The 18,037-nt window shown below is 71.8% G+C and carries 14 protein-coding genes; 13 read left to right on the forward strand and 1 reads right to left on the reverse strand.

Going from position 1 to position 18,037, the window contains the following annotated elements; translation table 11 throughout:
- Window positions 1-87: 87 nt before the first annotated feature.
- From AB0D49_RS06525 to AB0D49_RS06550, 6 genes are all read left to right on the forward strand, one after another.
- Window positions 88-1,380, forward strand: coding sequence for an extracellular solute-binding protein (locus AB0D49_RS06525; protein ID WP_362751677.1), 1,293 nt, complete (start codon window positions 88-90; stop codon window positions 1,378-1,380).
- Between the two features lie 6 nt (window positions 1,381-1,386).
- A complete protein-coding gene (locus tag AB0D49_RS06530; protein WP_362751680.1) occupies window positions 1,387-2,301 on the forward strand; it encodes a sugar ABC transporter permease in 915 nt (304 codons plus the stop codon).
- On the forward strand, window positions 2,298-3,215 hold the full coding sequence (locus AB0D49_RS06535; RefSeq protein ID WP_362751683.1) for a carbohydrate ABC transporter permease: 918 nt from the start codon (window positions 2,298-2,300) through the stop codon (window positions 3,213-3,215). Before AB0D49_RS06530 ends, AB0D49_RS06535 begins: the two co-directional genes overlap by 4 nt.
- A 140-nt stretch (window positions 3,216-3,355) precedes the next feature.
- Window positions 3,356-4,621 (forward strand): glycosyl hydrolase, encoded by a 1,266-nt coding sequence (locus AB0D49_RS06540; RefSeq protein ID WP_362751686.1) that lies wholly within the window; start codon window positions 3,356-3,358, stop codon window positions 4,619-4,621.
- Window positions 4,618-6,657 (forward strand): endo-beta-N-acetylglucosaminidase, encoded by a 2,040-nt coding sequence (locus AB0D49_RS06545; protein ID WP_362751689.1) that lies wholly within the window; start codon window positions 4,618-4,620, stop codon window positions 6,655-6,657. The genes AB0D49_RS06540 and AB0D49_RS06545 overlap by 4 nt, the downstream gene beginning before the upstream one ends.
- A gap of 38 nt (window positions 6,658-6,695) precedes the next feature.
- Window positions 6,696-9,716, forward strand: coding sequence for a glycoside hydrolase family 38 C-terminal domain-containing protein (locus AB0D49_RS06550; RefSeq protein ID WP_362751691.1), 3,021 nt, complete (start codon window positions 6,696-6,698; stop codon window positions 9,714-9,716).
- A 69-nt stretch (window positions 9,717-9,785) separates the two neighbouring features.
- Here the strand turns inward: AB0D49_RS06550 and AB0D49_RS06555 are convergent, their stop codons facing one another.
- The gene (locus AB0D49_RS06555; protein WP_362751693.1) at window positions 9,786-10,535 is read right to left on the reverse strand and encodes a FadR/GntR family transcriptional regulator; all 750 of its coding nucleotides are present in this window, start codon (window positions 10,533-10,535) and stop codon (window positions 9,786-9,788) included.
- Window positions 10,536-10,719: 184 nt separating this feature from the next.
- On the opposite strand from AB0D49_RS06555, the gene AB0D49_RS06560 reads away from it, so the two are divergent.
- The 7 genes from AB0D49_RS06560 (at window position 10,720) to AB0D49_RS06590 (ending at window position 18,018) form a co-directional block, all read left to right on the forward strand.
- On the forward strand, window positions 10,720-11,802 hold the full coding sequence (locus AB0D49_RS06560) for a sugar ABC transporter substrate-binding protein (protein ID WP_362751696.1): 1,083 nt from the start codon (window positions 10,720-10,722) through the stop codon (window positions 11,800-11,802).
- Window positions 11,799-13,442, forward strand: a complete 1,644-nt coding sequence (locus AB0D49_RS06565) for a sugar ABC transporter ATP-binding protein (protein WP_362751699.1) — start codon at window positions 11,799-11,801, stop codon at window positions 13,440-13,442. The genes AB0D49_RS06560 and AB0D49_RS06565 overlap by 4 nt, the downstream gene beginning before the upstream one ends.
- On the forward strand, window positions 13,435-14,475 hold the full coding sequence (locus AB0D49_RS06570) for an ABC transporter permease (protein ID WP_362751702.1): 1,041 nt from the start codon (window positions 13,435-13,437) through the stop codon (window positions 14,473-14,475). The genes AB0D49_RS06565 and AB0D49_RS06570 overlap by 8 nt, the downstream gene beginning before the upstream one ends.
- Window positions 14,476-14,637: 162 nt before the next feature.
- Window positions 14,638-15,999, forward strand: a complete 1,362-nt coding sequence (locus AB0D49_RS06575; protein ID WP_362751705.1) for an L-fuconate dehydratase — start codon at window positions 14,638-14,640, stop codon at window positions 15,997-15,999.
- On the forward strand, window positions 15,996-16,754 hold the full coding sequence (locus AB0D49_RS06580) for an SDR family oxidoreductase (RefSeq protein WP_362751708.1): 759 nt from the start codon (window positions 15,996-15,998) through the stop codon (window positions 16,752-16,754). Before AB0D49_RS06575 ends, AB0D49_RS06580 begins: the two co-directional genes overlap by 4 nt.
- On the forward strand, window positions 16,751-17,707 hold the full coding sequence (locus AB0D49_RS06585) for an aldo/keto reductase (protein ID WP_362751711.1): 957 nt from the start codon (window positions 16,751-16,753) through the stop codon (window positions 17,705-17,707). The genes AB0D49_RS06580 and AB0D49_RS06585 overlap by 4 nt, the downstream gene beginning before the upstream one ends.
- Window positions 17,704-18,018, forward strand: a complete 315-nt coding sequence (locus tag AB0D49_RS06590; RefSeq protein WP_362751714.1) for an L-rhamnose mutarotase — start codon at window positions 17,704-17,706, stop codon at window positions 18,016-18,018. Before AB0D49_RS06585 ends, AB0D49_RS06590 begins: the two co-directional genes overlap by 4 nt.
- Window positions 18,019-18,037: the final 19 nt, after the last annotated feature.

Genomic DNA, 18,037 nt, shown 5'->3' on the forward strand with positions numbered 1-18,037 from the left:
CCCCGGAACGTATTGCAAGGTCTGGCCGACGCCTCCGGTCCCTCCCGGCCGTCGCCGGACCTCACCGCCGCAAAGGAGCACATCGTCGTGCGCATCTCCCGCCGGACCTTCGCCGCCGCTGCCGTCGCCGTCGTCCTCGTGCCGCTCAGTGCCTGCGGTTCCGGGTCGGACGGCGGTGGCTCCACGGACGCCTCGGGCAAGGTCGAGGGCGACATCACCTTCCAGACCTGGAACCTCCGCGCCAACTTCAAGGACTACTTCGAGGGCGTGATCGCGGACTTCGAGAAGGAGTACCCCGGCACCGAGGTGAAGTGGGTCGACCAGCCCGCCGAGGGCTATGCCGACAAGATCAGCGCGGACGCGGCCGGCGGCACCCTGCCCGACGTCGTGAACGTCTCCCCGGACCTCGCCGCGCCGCTCGCCAAGGCCGGGCTCGCGCTGGACCTGGACAAGGCCGCGCCGCAGTACCGGAAGGAGTATCTGGAAGGCGCCTGGGCCAGCCACCAGATACCCGGTCTGACCGGCACGTTCGCCTTCCCCTGGTACCTCAACACCGGCCCGCTCTTCTACAACAAGGCGCTCTTCGAGGAAGCCGGACTCGACCCCGACCAGCCGCCGAAGACGTACGACGAACTCTTCGCGGACGCGCTCCAGATCGCCGAGCGGACGGACGGCGAGGTCGCGACCCTCGCCAATGTCCCCACCATCGAGGACTTCGGCCGCTACGGCGTCCCCCTGATGAACGGCGAGGGCACCGGCTTCACCTTCAATGACGCGAAGGGCGTCGAACTCCTCGGCAAATACAAGGAGTTGTACGACGCCAAGGCGCTCGACACACAGGCGCTCACCGCGACGCCGGAGTCGTCGGGGAAGAAGTTCCTCACCGAGGCCGTGGCGATGAACCCGGGCAGCGCGCTCGATCTCGGCAACTTCCAGAAGCAGGCGCCGAATCTTTACAAGAACATCGGGATCACTGATCAGATCACCAGTACCGGTCAGGTGAACATGTATGTGATGGGTGTGATGGTGAACGCGCAGACGCAGAAGAAGCCCGCGGCGGTCGCGTTCGCGCACTACATCACCGACGCCACCCGGCAGATGTCCTTCGCGAAGCAGGTCGCGATCTTCCCCAGCACCGCCGGTTCGCTGGACGACCCGTACTTCACCAAGGAGGACGGCACCGACGAGACCCGGGTCCGGGTGGCCGCCGCCCAGTCCCTGAAGAACGCGGTCAACTACACACCGGTGCTGTTCAGCGAGCAGATGAAGGTCGAGCTGCGCAACGCGGTCGCCCGTGCGCTCCAGGGCAAGGAGAGCCCCCAGGAAGCCCTTGACAACGCTGTCAAGGCGTGCGACCGGCTCCTCCAGCAGCAGGGCTGAGTCACCATGGCCAGTTCCGCCCTCTCCGGGGCCGAGCGCCCCGTCTCCCGGGTGCGGCGCCAGCTGCCGACCAGTCCCTGGCTGTTCGCCGCGCCCGGACTGCTCGTCATCGGCGCGTTCGTGCTGTACCCGTTCGTCTCCACGCTGATCAACTCACTGACCGACCGCCGCACCCTGATCCCCGGCGAGTTCGTCGGCCTGGCGAACTACCGCGAGATGCTCCAGGACGACATGTTCTGGATCGGCCTGCGCAACAGCTCCCTCTATGTCCTCGGCGTGGTCCCGGCGCTGGTGATCCTGCCCCTGCTGCTCGCCCTGCTGGTGCAGAAGACCCTCCCCGGCATCACCTTCTTCCGCTCCGCCTTCTACACCCCGGTCGTCGCCTCGATCGTCGTGGTCGGACTGATCTGGGTCTGGCTGCTGGACGACCGCGGTCTGGTCAACGCGGTGCTGGAGACGATCGGCGTCGGCCGGGTCGGCTTCCTCAGCGACCAGTGGCTGCTGCTGTTCAGCGCCATGGCCGTCACGGTCTGGAAGGGCCTCGGCTACTACATGATCATCTATCTGGCGGCGCTCGGGAACGTCCCGCGCGAACTCCACGAGGCCGCCGCCGTCGACGGCGCCGGAGCGGTCCGCCGCTTCCTGACCGTCACCGTGCCCGCCGTGCGCTCCACCATGGTCCTGGTCGGCGCGCTCTCCTCGGTCGCCGCCTTCAAGGTGTTCTCCGAGGTCTATCTGATGGCCGGACCCAGCGGCGGACCGGCCGGTGAGGACACCACCCTCGTCATGCTCGTCCAGCGCACCGGCACCGGACTCACCGGCCGGGTCGGCTACGCCTCCGCGATCAGCGTGGTGGTGTTCGTGGTCACCGTGATCCTCATGCTGCTCGTGCTGCGCGCCGACCGTAAGGAGGACCGGTGAGCGTGATCGAGAAGACCCGCCCCGCCGCGCCGCCGCCCGCACCGCGCCGGCCCGCACGCCGCCGCCGGTTCACCGACGAGAACGGCCGCCGTATCCCCGGCTGGGAACTCGTGCTGCGCTACGGACTGCTGCTCGCGGTGCTCGCGCTGATGATCGGCCCGTTCCTGTGGCAGCTGTCGACCTCGCTGAAGGGGCCGACCGAGGACATCTTCAGCTCGCCGCCCAAGTTCCTGCCCGGTGAGCCGACCCTGCACAACTACGAGCGGGTCGCCGACACCATCCCCGTCTGGGACTACGCCCTGAACTCGCTCAAGGTCGCCGTCGCCAACGTGGTCACCAACTGCGTGGGTGCCGCCCTCGCCGGATACGCCCTGGCCCGGCTGCGCTACCGGGGCCGCCGCGCCGCCACCCTCGCCTTCGTACTGGCGATGCTGGTGCCCGTGGAGGGCATCATCATCGCCCAGTTCACCACCATGCGGGAGCTGGGCCTCAACAACACCCTGATCGGTGTGGTGCTGCCCGGCAGTATCGCCTCCCTGAACGTGCTGCTGATGCGCAACGCGTTCCTGAACGTGCCCTACGAGATCGAGGAAGCCGCCTTCGTGGACGGCGCCAACGTCTGGCAGCGGTTCCTGCGGATCGCGCTGCCGTCCGTCAAGGGGACCCTCGCGGTCGTCGCGATCTTCGCCTTCATGGGCGCCTGGGACGACTTCCTGTGGCCGCTGATCGTGCTGAGCGACCCGTCCAAGTTCACCCTCACCATCGGACTGAACTATCTGCACGGCACCTTCGCCAACGACGAACGGCTGGTCGCCGCCGGAACGATCATCGCCGTCGCCCCGCTGATCCTGCTGTTCGCCTGTCTCCAGCGGTACTTCTTCAGGGGGGTGGGGGAGGGCGCGGTCAAGGGCTGATCACCGGAAAGCATCACGGGCTGATCACCTGAACAGAGCGGTCAAGCGCTGATCACCCGAACAGAAACGACCGTACGAACACCGTACGCACATCGGGCGTCCATACCACTGGACGTACGAACAACCGAACCGGGACCCCCATGACTTCTGCCGTGCGCTTCGGCGTCAACTACACCCCCAGCGAAGGGTGGTTCCACCACTGGCTCGACTTCGACGCGGACTCCGTACGGGCCGATCTCGACTCGATCGCCGCGCTCGGGCTCGATCACATCCGGGTCTTCCCGCTGTGGCCGTACTTCCAGCCGAACCGGACCCTGATCCGGCCCCGCGCGGTCGAACACCTGGTCACGCTCGTGGACGCCGCCGCCGAACGCGGACTCGACGTCAATGTGGACGGCCTCCAGGGCCACCTCAGCAGCTTCGACTTCCTGCCCGCCTGGACCCGCACCTGGCACCGCCGCAACCTCTTCACCGACCCGCGGATCCTCGACGGACAGGCCGCGCTGCTGCGCACCCTCGCCGCCGCCCTCGCCGACCGGCCCAACTTCCTCGGCATGACCCTCGGCAACGAGATCAACCAGTTCTCCGCCGGACCCCACCCCGACCCCGACCGGGCGAGCGCCGACGAGATCGACGCCTGGCTCACCCGGATGCTCGCCGCCTGCGAGGAGGGCGCCCCCGGCAAGCTGCATCTGCACGCCGAGTACGACGCCACCTGGTACCAGGACGACCAGCCCTTCACCCCCGGCCAGGCCGCCCGGCACGGCACCATGACCGCCGTCCACTCCTGGGTCTTCAACGGCACCGCCCAGCGCCACGGCCGGGTCTCCGTACCGACCGAGCACCACGCCGCGTATCTCATCGAGCTGAGCAAGGCGTGGGCCGACGCGCCCCGGCGCCCGGTCTGGCTCCAGGAGGTCGGCGCGCCCGCGCCGCTGATCCCGCCCGAGCACGCCGCCGCGTTCACCGAGGCCACCATCGAGCACGCCCTCGACTGCCCGGACCTCTTCGGGATCACCTGGTGGTGCTCCCACGACGTCTCCCGCGACCTCGCCGACTTCCCCGAACTGGAGTACGGCCTGGGCCTGCTCACCAACGACCGCGTCCCCAAGGACAGCGCCCGGGTCCTCGCCCGCGCCGCCCGCGCCCACGCCGCAGCCCCCCGGACACCGGCCCCCCGCACCACCGCGCTGGTGGTCCCCGCCGATCCCGCCGCCCGCTCCCGCTGCGCCCCCGGCGGCGATGTCTACGACGCCTTCTTCCGGCTCACCGCCGACGGCGCCCGCCCCACCACCGTCCTCGACTCCCGCACCGCCGACCAGCGCCATCTGGCGGCGCGGGGCATCACCGACGTCATCACGTCCGACCAGGTACTCCCCACCCCACAAGGAGGCACCCGCTCGTGAACCCCACCCGACGCACCCTGCTGATCGCCGGAGCCGGCGCCGCGCTGCTCCCGGCGCTGCCCGCGCTCCCCGCCACCGCCGCCCCGGCCACCGGCCCCGGCCCGTCCGGCGCCCTCGCCACCCCGCTCCAGCCCTACGCCTCGTACTGGTACCCCGACTCGCTGCCCGCCGGGACCCCCGGCACCGGCATCACCTGGCGCGGCCTGAAGACCTGGCGCGCCACCGACGACCCCGACCTCGCCTTCAACGCCTCACGCGTCCCGCTCGCCCCCCGCTTCACCCCCGTACCCGCCAACACCACCGCCCGCGGCGACCAGGCGCGCATCCAGTCCCTGGTGTCGTTCGGCCCGACCTCCGCCAACCCGTCCCAGGGCGCCGCCACCGCCGACTACTACGCCCCCACCCACTGGTCGTACTTCGACGAACTGGTCTTCTGGGGCGGCTCCTCCGGCGAGGGCCTGATCCTCGCCCCCAACGCGCCGATCGTGGACGCCGCCCACCGGCACGGCGTCCGCGTCCTCGGCAATGTCTTCCTGCCGCCCGCCGCCTACGGCGGCCAGCTCCAGTGGACCCGCGACCTGGTCCAGAAGGACACCACGGGCCGCTTCCCGCTCGCCGCGCAACTCGTCGCGGTCGCCAAGGCGTACGGCTTCGACGGCTGGTTCGTGAACGCCGAGACCGGCGGCGGGGACACCGCCCTCGCCACCGCCACGCAGGGCTTCCTGCGCGAGCTGAAGACCCTCGCCGCCGCCGAGGGACAGCGGGTGACCTGGTACGACTCCATGACCACCAGCGGTTCGGTGAGCTGGCAGGGCGCCCTCAACACCCGTAACGAACCCTTCTTCCAGGCCGCCGACGACATGTTCCTCGACTTCCGCTGGTCCGCGAGCAGCCTGGTGTCCTCCGGCAACCGGGCCCAGCAGCTCGGCCGCAGCCGCTACGAGCTGTGGGCGGGCGTCGATGTCGAGTCGAACGGCTCCAACACCTCCGTGAACTGGGACGCGATCGTGCCCCGCACCTCCGCCCACCTCACCTCCCTCGGCTTCTACCGGCCCGAGTGGACCCGCAACCACCTGCCCGCGAACGCCCGCGCCCCCAAGGACTTCCACGCCGCCGACACCCGGTTCTGGAGCGGCCGGTCCCTGGACCCCGCCCGCCCCGACACCGCCGACCCGTGGCGCGCCCCGGCCGTGGTGGTCGCGGACCGGTCCACGGTGACGTCCGTGCCGTTCGCCAGCGCGTTCAACACCGGGCACGGGCTGCGCTGGTACGAGGACGGCCGGATCACCTCCGACCGGCCCTGGAACCATCTCGGGCTCCAGGACCGGCTGCCGTCCCGGCAGTGGGTGGTGCGGACCTCGGGGCAGCGGCCGGCCGTGGCGTTCGACTTCGCGGACGCCTGGCGGGGCGGCAGCAGCGTCCTGGTCGAGGGCACCCTGACCGCCCCGGTGACCCTCGACCTGTACGCGACCCGGCTGCCGATCGGACCGGAGTCGGTGGTCGACCTGACCGCCCGCACCGAGACCGGCGGTGTGACCGTCGAACTCGCCGTCGCCACCGCCGAACCCACCGCACCGGGCGCGGCACCCCCGTACACATACATTCCGGTGGCCTCGGCGGGCGGCTGGCAGACGGTGGCCACCCGGCTCGCCGGGCTCACCGGCACGATACGGGCGCTCGGGGTCCGGCTCACGCCCACCGGCACCGGTCCCGTCCGCTGGCGGCTCGGCGCGCTCGCCGTACGGGACACACCCGCCGCCGCCCCCGCCGCCCCGACCGGAGCCCGGGTCGTCGCCGCGTCCGGCGGTGACCTGCGCCTCGGCTGGGACGCGGCACCCGGCACCGTGCGCCACTACGCCGTGCACCGCGTCCTGCCCGACGGCACCCGGCGCTTCCTCGGCGGCACCTGCCAGCTCGCCTGGTTCGCGGGCGGCCTCACGCCGGAGGCGGGGGAGACGGCGGCACGGTTCGAAGTGCGCTCGGTAGGGGAGCTGTACTCGTCGTCGGCACCCGCCGTCGTGACGCACACCTGGTAAGACCACCGCAGCACACAACGAACTACGGAGCACCCCGCATGCATGACGACCGCAGCCTGGTCGAAGGCCGTCTCAAGCGCGTCCTCGACGAACGCATCCGCCCCGCCGTCCACCCCGAGTCCGTACCGCTCGACGTGGCGGTGTGGCACGCCCCCGACGAGCCGGTACCGGTCGCCGAGGGCCTCGCGGCCGAGCCCGCGCCGATCGCGGTCGGCGCCAAGTGGGGTGCTCCGTGGGGCACCAGCTGGTTCAAGGTCACCGGCACCGTCCCGGAGCACTGGGCCGGGAGGACCGTCGAGGCGCTCCTCGACCTCGGGTTCGACGAGAACATGCCCGGCTTCCAGTGCGAGGGCCTCGTCTACCGCCCCGACGGCACCCCGGTGAAGGGCCTCAACCCGCGTAACCAGTGGGTCAGGATCGGCGCCCCCGTCGAGGGCGGCGAACCGGTCGCCCTGCACATCGAGGCCGCCTCCAACCCCGTCATCCTCGACTACCACCCCTTCCTGCCCACCCAACTCGGCGACAAGGAGACCGCAGGCAGCGAACCCCAGTACACGCTGACCCGCATGGACCTCGCCGTCTTCGACGAGACCGTGTGGCAGCTCGTCATCGACCTGGAGGTGCTCGGTGAGCTGATGGCCGAGCTGCCCGTCGACTCCGCCCGCCGCCATGACATCGTCCGCGCGGTCGAACGGGCCCTGGACGCCGTCGACCTCCAGGACGTGGGCTCCACCGCCGCCGAGGCCCGCGCCCGCCTCGAAGGCGTCCTGTCCGCGCCCGCCGTGCCGTCCGCCCACCGGATCAGCGCCGTCGGGCACGCCCACATCGACTCGGCGTGGCTGTGGCCGCTGCGCGAGACGGTCCGCAAGGTGGCCCGCACCACCTCCAACATGACTGCACTGCTGGAGGACGAGCCGGACTTCGTGTTCGCCATGTCCCAGGCGCAGCAGTGGGCGTGGATCAGGGACCACCGGCCCGAGGTGTGGGCGCGGGTCAAGGAGGCGGTCGCCGAGGGACGGTTCGTGCCCACCGGCGGCATGTGGGTCGAGTCGGACACCAACATGCCCGGCTCCGAGGCCATGGCCCGGCAGTTCGTGCACGGCAAGCGGTTCTTCCTGGACGAGTTCGGCATCGAGAACGACGAGGCGTGGCTGCCCGACACCTTCGGCTTCGCCGCCGGGCTCCCGCAGATCATCAAGGCGGCGGGCGCCAAGTATCTGCTGACCCAGAAGATCTCCTGGTCGCAGACCAACAAGTTCCCGCACCACACCTTCCGCTGGGAGGGCATCGACGGCACCCGGATCTTCACCCACTTCCCGCCCGTCGACACGTACAACTGCTCCATGAAGGGCAGCGAGATCGCCCACGCGGCCCGCAACTTCAAGGACAAGGGCCGCGCCCGGCACTCCCTGGCCCCCACCGGCTGGGGCGACGGAGGCGGCGGCACCACCCGCGAGATGATCGCCAAGGCGGCCCGGCTGCGCGACCTCGAAGGCTCCGCCACCGTCACCTGGGAGACCCCCGCCGCGTTCTTCGCCCAGGCCGTCGCCGAGTACCCCGAACCGCCCGTCTGGGTCGGCGAGCTGTACCTCGAACTCCACCGCGCCACCCTCACCAGCCAGGCCAGGACCAAGCAGGGCAACCGCCGCAGCGAACACCTGCTCCGCGAGGCCGAACTATGGGCGGCCACCGCCGCCGTACGCACCGGGGCCGCCTACCCGTACGACGACCTGGACCGGATCTGGAAGACGGTGCTGCTGCACCAGTTCCACGACATCCTGCCCGGGTCCTCCATCGCCTGGGTGCACCGCGAGGCCCGCGCCACCTACGACCGGGTCGCCGCCGAACTGGAGGCGGTCATCACCGCCGCGCAGACCGCGCTCGCCGGTGAGGGCACCACCCCGCTGGTCTTCAACGCCGCCCCGCACCCCCGCCGGGGCGTCCCGGCGGGCGGCGCGCTCACCCCGGTCACGGCCACCGGCACCACCGTGACCGCCCGCGAGGCCGGCGGCCACATCGTCGACAACGGTCTGCTGCGCATCGGCGTCGACGCCTCCGGTCTTGTCGTCTCCGCCTATGACATCGATGCCGGGCGCGAGACCATCGCCCCCGGCCGGGCCGCCAACCTGCTCCAACTGCACCCCGACTTCCCCAACATGTGGGACGCCTGGGACGTCGACGAGTTCTACCGCAACACCGTCACCGACTTGACCGGCGCCGACGAGGTCGCCCCCGGCGAGGACGGCTGCTCCGTCCGGATCGTGCGGACCTTCGGCGCCTCCCGGGTCACCCAGGTGCTCACCCTGGCGGCGGGGGAGCGGCGCCTGCTGATCGACACCGAGGTCGACTGGCACGAGACGGAGAAGTTCCTCAAGCTGGCCTTCCCGCTGGACGTGCACGCCGAGCGCTACGCCTCCGAGACCCAGTTCGGGCACTTCCACCGCCCCACCCACACCAACACCTCCTGGGAGGCCGCCAAGTTCGAGGCGTGCAACCACCGCTTCGTCCACCTGGAGGAGCCCGGCTTCGGCGTCGCCGTCGTCAACGACTCCACATACGGCCATGACGTCACCCGCGCGGTCCGCACCGGCGCCGACCCCGGGACGACCACCACGGTCCGGGTCTCCCTGCTGCGCGCCCCGCGCTTCCCCGACCCCGAGACCGACCAGGGCGTGCACCGCTTCCGGCACGCGCTGGTGCCCGGCGCCTCCATCGGCGACGCGGTCCGCGAGGGCTGGCGGATCAACCAGCCCGAACGGGCGCTGACCGGCGCCGGGGAGGTGGCGCCGCTGATCTCGGTCGACCAGGACGCGGTGGTCGTCACCGCTGTCAAGCTGGCCGACGACGGCAGCGGTGATGTCGTGGTCCGCTTCCACGAGGCGCACGGCGGCCGGGCCCGCGCCACCCTCACCGCCGGTTTCGACATCGCCGGGGTGGCGGTCACCGACCTGCTGGAGCGCCCCCTCGCCGACACCCCGGCACCGGAGGCGGACGGCCCGCGGATCGCCGTACGGCTGCGGCCGTTCGAGCTGGTCACGCTGCGGCTGAAGCGGGCGTAGCCAGGACGCCGGCCGGGTCGGTCGAGGACCGGGGCACGTGCACGCGTCCCGGTCCTCCTCCGCGCCCGCTCAGCCCCGCCCCTGTGCCCGTAGCCGTGCCCGGAGCCACTCCTCCACCTCTCCGACGTGGGCCGCCGCCGCGGTGCGGGCCGCCTCCGGGTCGCGGGCCGCCAGCGCGCGGTGGATCGCGGCGTGCTCGCGCCGGGTGCGGGCGAAGGCGCCCTCCTCCTGGTAGCCGCGCCAGACCCGGGCGCGGAAGGTGCGCGACGACAGGCCCTCCAGGATCGCGGCCATGGTCTCGTTCCCGGCGGCGAGCGCGATCTCCCGGTGGAAGGCGAGATCGTGGGCGAGGATCTGCTCCGGGTCGTCGGTGGCGTTCATCGCCGCGAGATGCCGCTCGACCTCGGCGAGCGCGGCCGGGGTGATCCGGGCGGCGGCCAGCGCGGTCGCCGTGGACTCCAGGACCCGGCGCACCTCCAGGAGTTCCACCAGCCGGGGCCCCCGGGAGAGATCGGCGACCACCCCGAAGGTCTCCAGCAGATCACCGGCCTGGAGCTGGGTGACGTAGATGCCGGAGCCGTGCCGGGCCTCCAGGACGCCGAGCACGGTGAGCGCGCGTATCGCCTCGCGCATCGAGCTGCGGGAGATGCCGAGCTGGACCGCGAGATCACGCTCGGTCGGCAGCCGTTGGCCCGGCTCCAGCAGCCCGTCCGTGATCATCGCCTTGATCCGCTCGATGGCCCGCTGGGTGACCGTGCCCTTCTGGGGGGCCGTCGCCTCGGGACCCGCCCCGGACTCCGTCGCAGCCGTCTCGTCCACGCCACTCCTCCTGTCGCCGGGTGCGCCGCAGTCTAACCGGGCAAGTGGTCCGACCACTATGGAGGTGGTCGGACCACTGAGGGCAGAAATCAAGGAATCTGGCGTCCCAAGGGTGTTGACGGCCTGAAGTGGTCTGATAAATATGCGGGCAACTGCTCGATCACGCTTCTTGAGGAGCTGGCAGATGGCCGACGGAACTAGGACCTGTCGTTGGCGTTTCGTACCCTCGCGCGCGGCACGCGCCCTGGCGGTGGCGGGCTGCGCCGCCCTGGTGCTCGCCGCGTGCGGCAGCACCGAGGACACCGGCGCCGCGGGCGCGGCCGGTGGCGGTGGCGAGGGTCAGGTCGGGGTGATCCTGCCCCTGCTGACCTCGCCCTTCTGGCAGTCGTACAACGACTATGTGCCGAAGATGGCCGACGCGGAGGGCGTCGACGCGCTGAAGACGGTCAACTCCAACAGTGACCCCTCCCAGCAGATCACCGACATCAACAACCAGCTCAACCAGGGCGTCAAGGGCCTGGTCGTGGCGCCGCTGGACAGCGCCGCCATCGAGGCCGGACTCGACCAGGCCGAACGCAAGGGCGTCCCGGTCGTCGCCGTGGACGTGGCGCCCGACAAGGGCAAGGTCGCCATGGTGGTGCGCGCCAACAACGTGGCGTACGGCGAGAAGGCGTGTGAGTACCTCGGTGGGCAGATCCCCTCCGGCAAGGTCGTGCAGATCATGGGCGATCTCGCCTCGGTCAACGGCCGGGAGCGCTCGGAGGCGTTCCGCTCCTGCGTGAAGGAGAAGTTCCCGAAGCTGGAGGTCCTGGAGATCCCGGCCAAGTGGGAGTCCGACACCGCCGCCTCTAAACTCGACACGCTGCTCAACGCCAACCCCGACATCAAGGGCATCTACCTGCAGGCGGGCGGGGTCTATCTCGCGCCCACCCTCCAGACCCTCAAGTCCAAGGGAATGCTGAAGAAGACCGGCGAGAGCGGCCACATCACCATCGTCTCCAACGACGGCATCCCCCAGGAGTACGAGGCCATCCGCAACGGCGAGATCGACGCCACCGTCTCCCAGCCCGCCGACCTGTACGCCCAGTACGGCATGTACTACATCAAGGCCGCGATGCAGGGGAAGACCTTCGAGCCCGGCCCCACCGACCACGGCTCCGAGATCGTGAAGCTGCCCAGCGGCATCCTGGAGGACCAACTGCCCGCCCCGCTGGTCACCAAGGAGAACGTGGACGACCCCGAGCTGTGGGGCAACACGGTCGGATGAGCAGCCACCCCAGCAGCCAACCCAGCGGCCACCCGAACGGCCACCCCGGCAGCCGCCCCACACCCTTGGTGGAGGCCCGGGACATCGTCAAGCGCTACGGCCCCACCACCGCCCTGCGCGACGGCCGGATCACCGTGCTGCCCGGCGAGTCGCACGCGGTCGTCGGCCGCAACGGCGCCGGGAAGTCCACCCTGGTGTCGATCCTCACCGGCCTCCAGGCCGCCGACGAGGGCACGGTCCGCTTCGACGGCGAACCCGCGCCCCCGCTCGCCGACCGGGACGCCTGGCGCCGCAAGGTGGCCTGCGTCTACCAGAAACCGACCCTCGTCCCGGACATGACGGTCGCCGAGAATCTCTTCCTCGCCGAGATCCACGCCGCGCGACCGTCCCGCTCGGCGCCGAGGTCCGGCCGGGGGTCCGGGGGTCGTCCCCCGGGACAACACAGCATCAACCGGCAGCCGCTGCACCGGGGCCTGATCAGCTGGCGCCGGCTGCGCGCCGAGGCCGCCGAACTGCTCGCCACCTGGGACGTCCGGGTCGACCCGGACGCCCGCACCGCCGACCTCAGGGTCGAGGACCGGCAACTCGTCGAGATCGCCCGCGCGCTCAGCTTCGGCGCCCGGTTCATCATCCTCGACGAGCCCACCGCCCAGCTCGACAAACGGGAGATCGAGCGCCTGTTCGCCCGGATGCGGACGCTCCAGGACTCCGGGGTCACCTTCCTGTTCATCTCCCACCACCTCCAGGAGGTCTACGAGGTCTGCCAGACCGTCACCGTGCTGCGCGACGCCCGCTGGATCACCACCGCCCCCGTCGCCGACCTCCCGCAGCGCGCCCTGGTGGAGGCCATGGCCGGGGAGAGCGTCGAGGACCGCGCCGACCGGCACCGCACCGCCCCCGCGCCCACCACCGCCCCGGTCCTCCTCGACGTACGGGGGCTCACCTCACTGGCGTACGACGGCATCGAGCTGCGGGTGCGGGAGGGGGAGGTCGTCGGGCTCGCCGGGATCAGCGGCAGCGGGAAGGTCGAACTGGCCGAGACCCTCGCCGGACTGCACACCCCGACGGCCGGGACCGCGCTGATCGGCGGGGAGCCGCTGCCGTTCGGCGATGTCCGGGCCGCGCTGGACGCCGGGGTCGGCTGGGTGCCGCGCGACCGCCACGACCAGGGACTGGTGCCCGGGATGACCGTCGGCGACAACGCCACCCTCAGCGTGCTGGACCGGCTCGGCCGGTTCGGGTTCGTCGGCGGTGAGCGGCGCCGGACGGTCGCCGCCGAACTGGTCCAGCGGCTCGACATCCACACCGAGGGACCCGACCAGCCCGTCTCCGATCTGTCCGGCGGCAACGCGCAGAAGGTCGTCATGGCCCGCGCCCTCGCCTCCGACCCCCGGCTGCTGGTGCTGATCAACCCCACCGCCGGCGTGGACGTGAAGTCCAAGGAATCCCTGCTGGCCCGGATGGACAGCGCCCGCGACGACGGGACCGCGGTGCTCGTCGTCTCCGACGAACTCGACGACCTGCGCCGCTGCGACCGGGTCCTCGTCCTCTTCCACGGCCGGATCGTCGCCGAGCACCCGGCGGGCTGGCACGACCACCGGCTGATCGCCTCCATCGAAGGAGTGGACCACCATGGCTGACACCGAGGCGACCAAGGCGGTCGGTCCGCTCGCGCCCCCGGGCGCCCCCCTCCCGGCCGCCCCTGGCCGGACGGTCCTGCTGCGCCGGGCCCGGGAACTCGCCCTGCTGCCCGCCCTGGTACTGCTGCTGATCCTGGGCGCGCTGGTCAACGACTCGTTCCTCACCGAGCGCAACCTGATCTCCATCCTGGGCGCCTCCGCCGCCCTCGCCATGGTGGTGCTCGCCGAGTCACTGGTGCTGATCACCGGCAAGTTCGATCTGTCCCTGGAGTCCGTCGTCGGGATCGCGCCCGCCGTCGGCGCGCTGCTGGTGCTGCCCGCCGCCGCCTCCGGCTGGGGCACCGAACTCCCCGCCTGGCTCGCCCTGTTCGCCGTGCTGGTCGCGGGCGCGGTCGTCGGCGCCTTCAACGGCGTCCTCGTCGTCCGGTTCAAGCTGAACGCGTTCATCGTCACCCTGGCGATGCTGATCGTGCTGCGCGGACTGCTGGTCGGCGCCACCGAGGGCAAGACCCTCTTCGGGATGCCCGACGCCTTCTACACGCTGGCCACCACCACGTTCGTCGGCGTCCCGCTGTCGGTGTGGCTCGCCGCGCTCGCCTTCGCGGGCGCCGGACTGATCCTCAGGTACCACCGCGTCGGCCGCGCCCTGTACGCCATCGGCGGCAACCCCGAGGCCGCCCGCGCCGCCGGAATCCGGGTCGAGCGGGTGATGCTCGGGGTGTTCGTCGCCGCCGGGGTGCTGGCCGCCGTCGGCGGCATCATGCAGACCGGGTACGTCGGCGCGATCAGCGCCAACCAGGGCAACAACATGATCTTCACGGTGTTCGCGGCAGCCGTCATCGGCGGCATCAGCCTCGACGGCGGCAAGGGCACCATGTTCGGCGCCCTGACCGGCGTCCTGCTGCTCGGCGTGGTGCAGAACCTGCTCACCCTGGCGCAGGTCCCGTCCTTCTGGATCCAGGCCATCTACGGCGGGATCATCCTGGTCGCGCTGATGATCGCCCGGGTGACCACCGGACGGGCCCAGGACTGACCCGCGCGCTCCGCGCACCGACCCCGAGTTCCGCGCAGGCCCTGGACCGGGCGCACATGAGCCGAGTCCAGCGCACCGCACCCGCCCACCGCACCCGCAGCCGTGCGGCACTCGCACCCGCACCCCGCACACCCGCCCCCGTCGCCGTCCGAAAGGCCCTCCGTGAGCCCGACGCCCGCCCGCATCACCGCGGTCGACACCCACGACATCCGGTTCCCCACCTCCCGTGAGCTGGACGGCTCCGACGCGATGAACCCGGACCCCGACTACTCGGCCGCGTACGTCGTCCTGCGCACCGACGACGGCGACGGCGACGGTGGGGAGCCGGAGGGGCACGGCTTCTGCTTCACCATCGGCCGGGGCAACGACGTCCAGGTCGCCGCGATCCACGCGCTGCGCCACCATGTCGTCGGCCGGTCCGTCGACGAGCTGTGCGCCGACCCCGGCTCGCTCTTCCGCGACCTCGTCGGCGACAGCCAACTGCGCTGGCTCGGGCCCGAGAAGGGCGTGATGCACATGGCGATCGGCGCGGTCGTCAACGCGGTCTGGGACCTCGCCGCCAAACGCGCCGCCAAACCCCTGTGGCAGTTCCTCGCCGACGCCGAACCCGAGTGGCTGGTACGGCAGATCGACTTCCGCTACCTCTCCGACGCCCTCACCCCCGAGGACGCCCTCGCCCTGCTGCGCCAAGGCCGCGAGGGCGTCGAGGAGCGCCGCGCCCACCTGCTGGAGCACGGCTACCCCGCCTACACCACGTCCCCCGGCTGGCTCGGCTACGACGACGCCAAACTCACCCGGCTCGCCACCGAGGCCGTCGCCGACGGCTACCGGCAGATCAAGCTGAAGGTGGGCGCCGACCTCGCCGACGACATCCGGCGCTGCCGGGTCGCCCGCGCGGTGATCGGCCCGGACATCCGGCTGGCGATCGACGCCAACCAGCGCTGGGACGTGGCCGAGGCGATCCGCTGGACCAAGGCGCTCGCCGCGTTCGACCCGTACTGGATCGAGGAGCCCACCAGCCCCGACGACGTCCTCGGCCATGCCGCGATCCGGGCCGCCGTCGCCCCCGTGAAGGTCGCCACCGGGGAACACGTACAGAACCGCATCGTCTTCAAACAGCTCCTCCAGGCCGGGGCCATCGACATCCTCCAGCTCGACGCGGCCCGGGTCGGCGGCGTCAACGAGAACCTGGCGATCCTGCTGCTGGCCGCCAAGTTCGGCGTCCCGGTCTGCCCGCACGCGGGCGGCGTCGGACTGTGCGAACTCGTCCAGCATCTGTCGATGTTCGACTACCTCGCCCTGTCCGGCACCACCGAGGACCGCGTCATCGAGTACGTCGACCATCTGCACGAGCACTTCCGCGACCCCGTGGTGATCGGCCGGGGTCACTACCGGGCACCCACGGCACCCGGGTTCTCGGCCGAGATGCGGCCCGAGTCCATCGAGCGCTACACGTTCCCCGGCGGCACCTTCTGGGCCGCCGACCTCAAGGCCGACGACGAGCGGAAGGGACGGGCGGCATGACCGACTTCGCGGGACTCAGGGCCCTGGTGACCGGCGGGGCCTCCGGCATCGGACGGGCCACCGCCGAACTGCTCGCCGCGCGGGGCGCCCGGGTCGCCGTCCTCGACCTGGACCCGTCGCCGGTCGGGCAGCCACTCCTCGGCTACCGCGCCGACGTCACCGACGACACCTCCGTGCGGACGGCGGTCGCGGCGGCCGTCGCCGACCTCGGCGGCCTCGACATCCTGGTCAACAACGCGGGTATCGGCGCCCAGGGCACCGTCGAGGACAACGACGACGCCGAATGGCTGCGGGTCATGGACGTCAATGTGCTCGGCATGGTCCGCGCCGCCCGCGCCTGTCTGCCGCATCTGCGGGCCTCCGCGCACGCCGCGATCGTCAACACCTGCTCCATCGCCGCCACCGCCGGGCTGCCCCGGCGCGCCCTGTACAGCGCCACCAAGGGCGCGGTGTACTCCCTCACCCTCGCCATGGCCGCCGACCACGTCCGCGAGGGCGTCCGGGTGAACTGCGTCAACCCCGGCACGGTCGACACCCCCTGGGTCGGCCGGCTGCTGGCGGCGGCGGACGACCCGGGCGCCGAACGCGCCGCGCTCCAGGCCCGTCAGCCCACCGGACGGCTGGTCACCGCCGCCGAGGTGGCCGCCGCCATCGCCTACCTCGCCGGTCCCCACTCCGGCGCCACCACCGGCACCTCCCTCGCCGTCGACGGCGGGATGCAGGGCCTCCGGCTGCGCCCGGCGGCCGACCGGTGACCGCCGTACTCGCCCTCGGCACCGCCCCCCTCGGCAACCTCTTCACCGAGATCACCGACCACCAGGCGTACGACACCGTCGCCGCCGCCTGGCGCCAGGGCGTCCGCGCCTTCGACACCGCCCCGCACTACGGCCTCGGCCTCGCCGAACGCCGCCTCGGCGCCGCCCTGCGGGACCGCCCCCGTGCCGGGTTCACCGTCTCCACCAAGGTCGGCCGCCGCCTGGAACCCACCGGCACGGCCACCGGCGACGACCTCGCCCATGGCTTCGCCGTGCCCGCCAGCCACCGCCGGGTCTGGGACTTCACCGCCGACGGCGTCCGCCGCACCCTGGAGGCCAGCCTCGAACGCCTCGGCCTCGACCACGTCGACACCGTCTACCTCCACGACCCCGACGACCACGCCGAGCAGGCGTTCCGCGAGGGCTACCCCGCGCTTGAGCGGCTCCGCTCCGAGGGGGTCGTCGGCGCGATCGGCGCGGGCATGAACCAGTCCGCGATGCTGACCCGGTTCGTCCGCGACACCGACGTCGACGTGGTGCTGTGCGCCGGGCGCTACACCCTGCTCGACCAGAGCGCCCTGACCGACCTCCTCCCCGCCGCCCGGGAACGCGGGGTCGCGGTCGTCGTCGGCGGCCCCTTCAACTCCGGTCTGCTGGCCGACCCGCGCCCCGGCAGTACCTACGACTACACCGCCGCGCCCCCCGCCCTCCTCGACCGCGCCCTGCGCCTCAAGGCCACCGCCGCACGCCATGGCATCACCCTGCGCGCCGCCGCCCTCGCCTACTGCGCCGCGCACCCGGCCGTCACGACCGTCCTGGTCGGCGCCCGCTCGCCCGCCGAGGCCGACGACTGCGCCGAGCAGTTCCGGACGACCGTCCCGGCGGCGTTCTGGGCGGAGCTGCGGGAGGACGGAGTCAGGGGCGTACCGGGGACATCGGAGGGAGGGACATGAGAGTCGCGCTGCACACCAAGGTCCGCGCCGACCGCATCGAGCCGTACGAGGCCGCTCACCGCGCGGTCCCGGCAGAGCTGACGGACGCCATCCGCGCCGCCGGGGTCACCTCCTGGACGATCTGGCGCAGCGGCACCGATCTGTTCCATGTCCTGGAGTGCGAGGACTACGCCCGGCTGCTCGCCGAGCTGGAGCGGCTGCCCGTCAATGTGGCCTGGCAGGCGCGGATGGCGGAACTCCTCGATGTCGTCCACGACTACTCCGGGGACGGCGGGGACGCCGTGCTGCCGGTCGTCTGGGAGCTGCCGTGAGCGCCGAGGCACGTTTTGT

This window comes from Streptomyces sp. NPDC048290 (assembly GCF_040652095.1).
Taxonomy (GTDB): domain Bacteria; phylum Actinomycetota; class Actinomycetes; order Streptomycetales; family Streptomycetaceae; genus Streptomyces.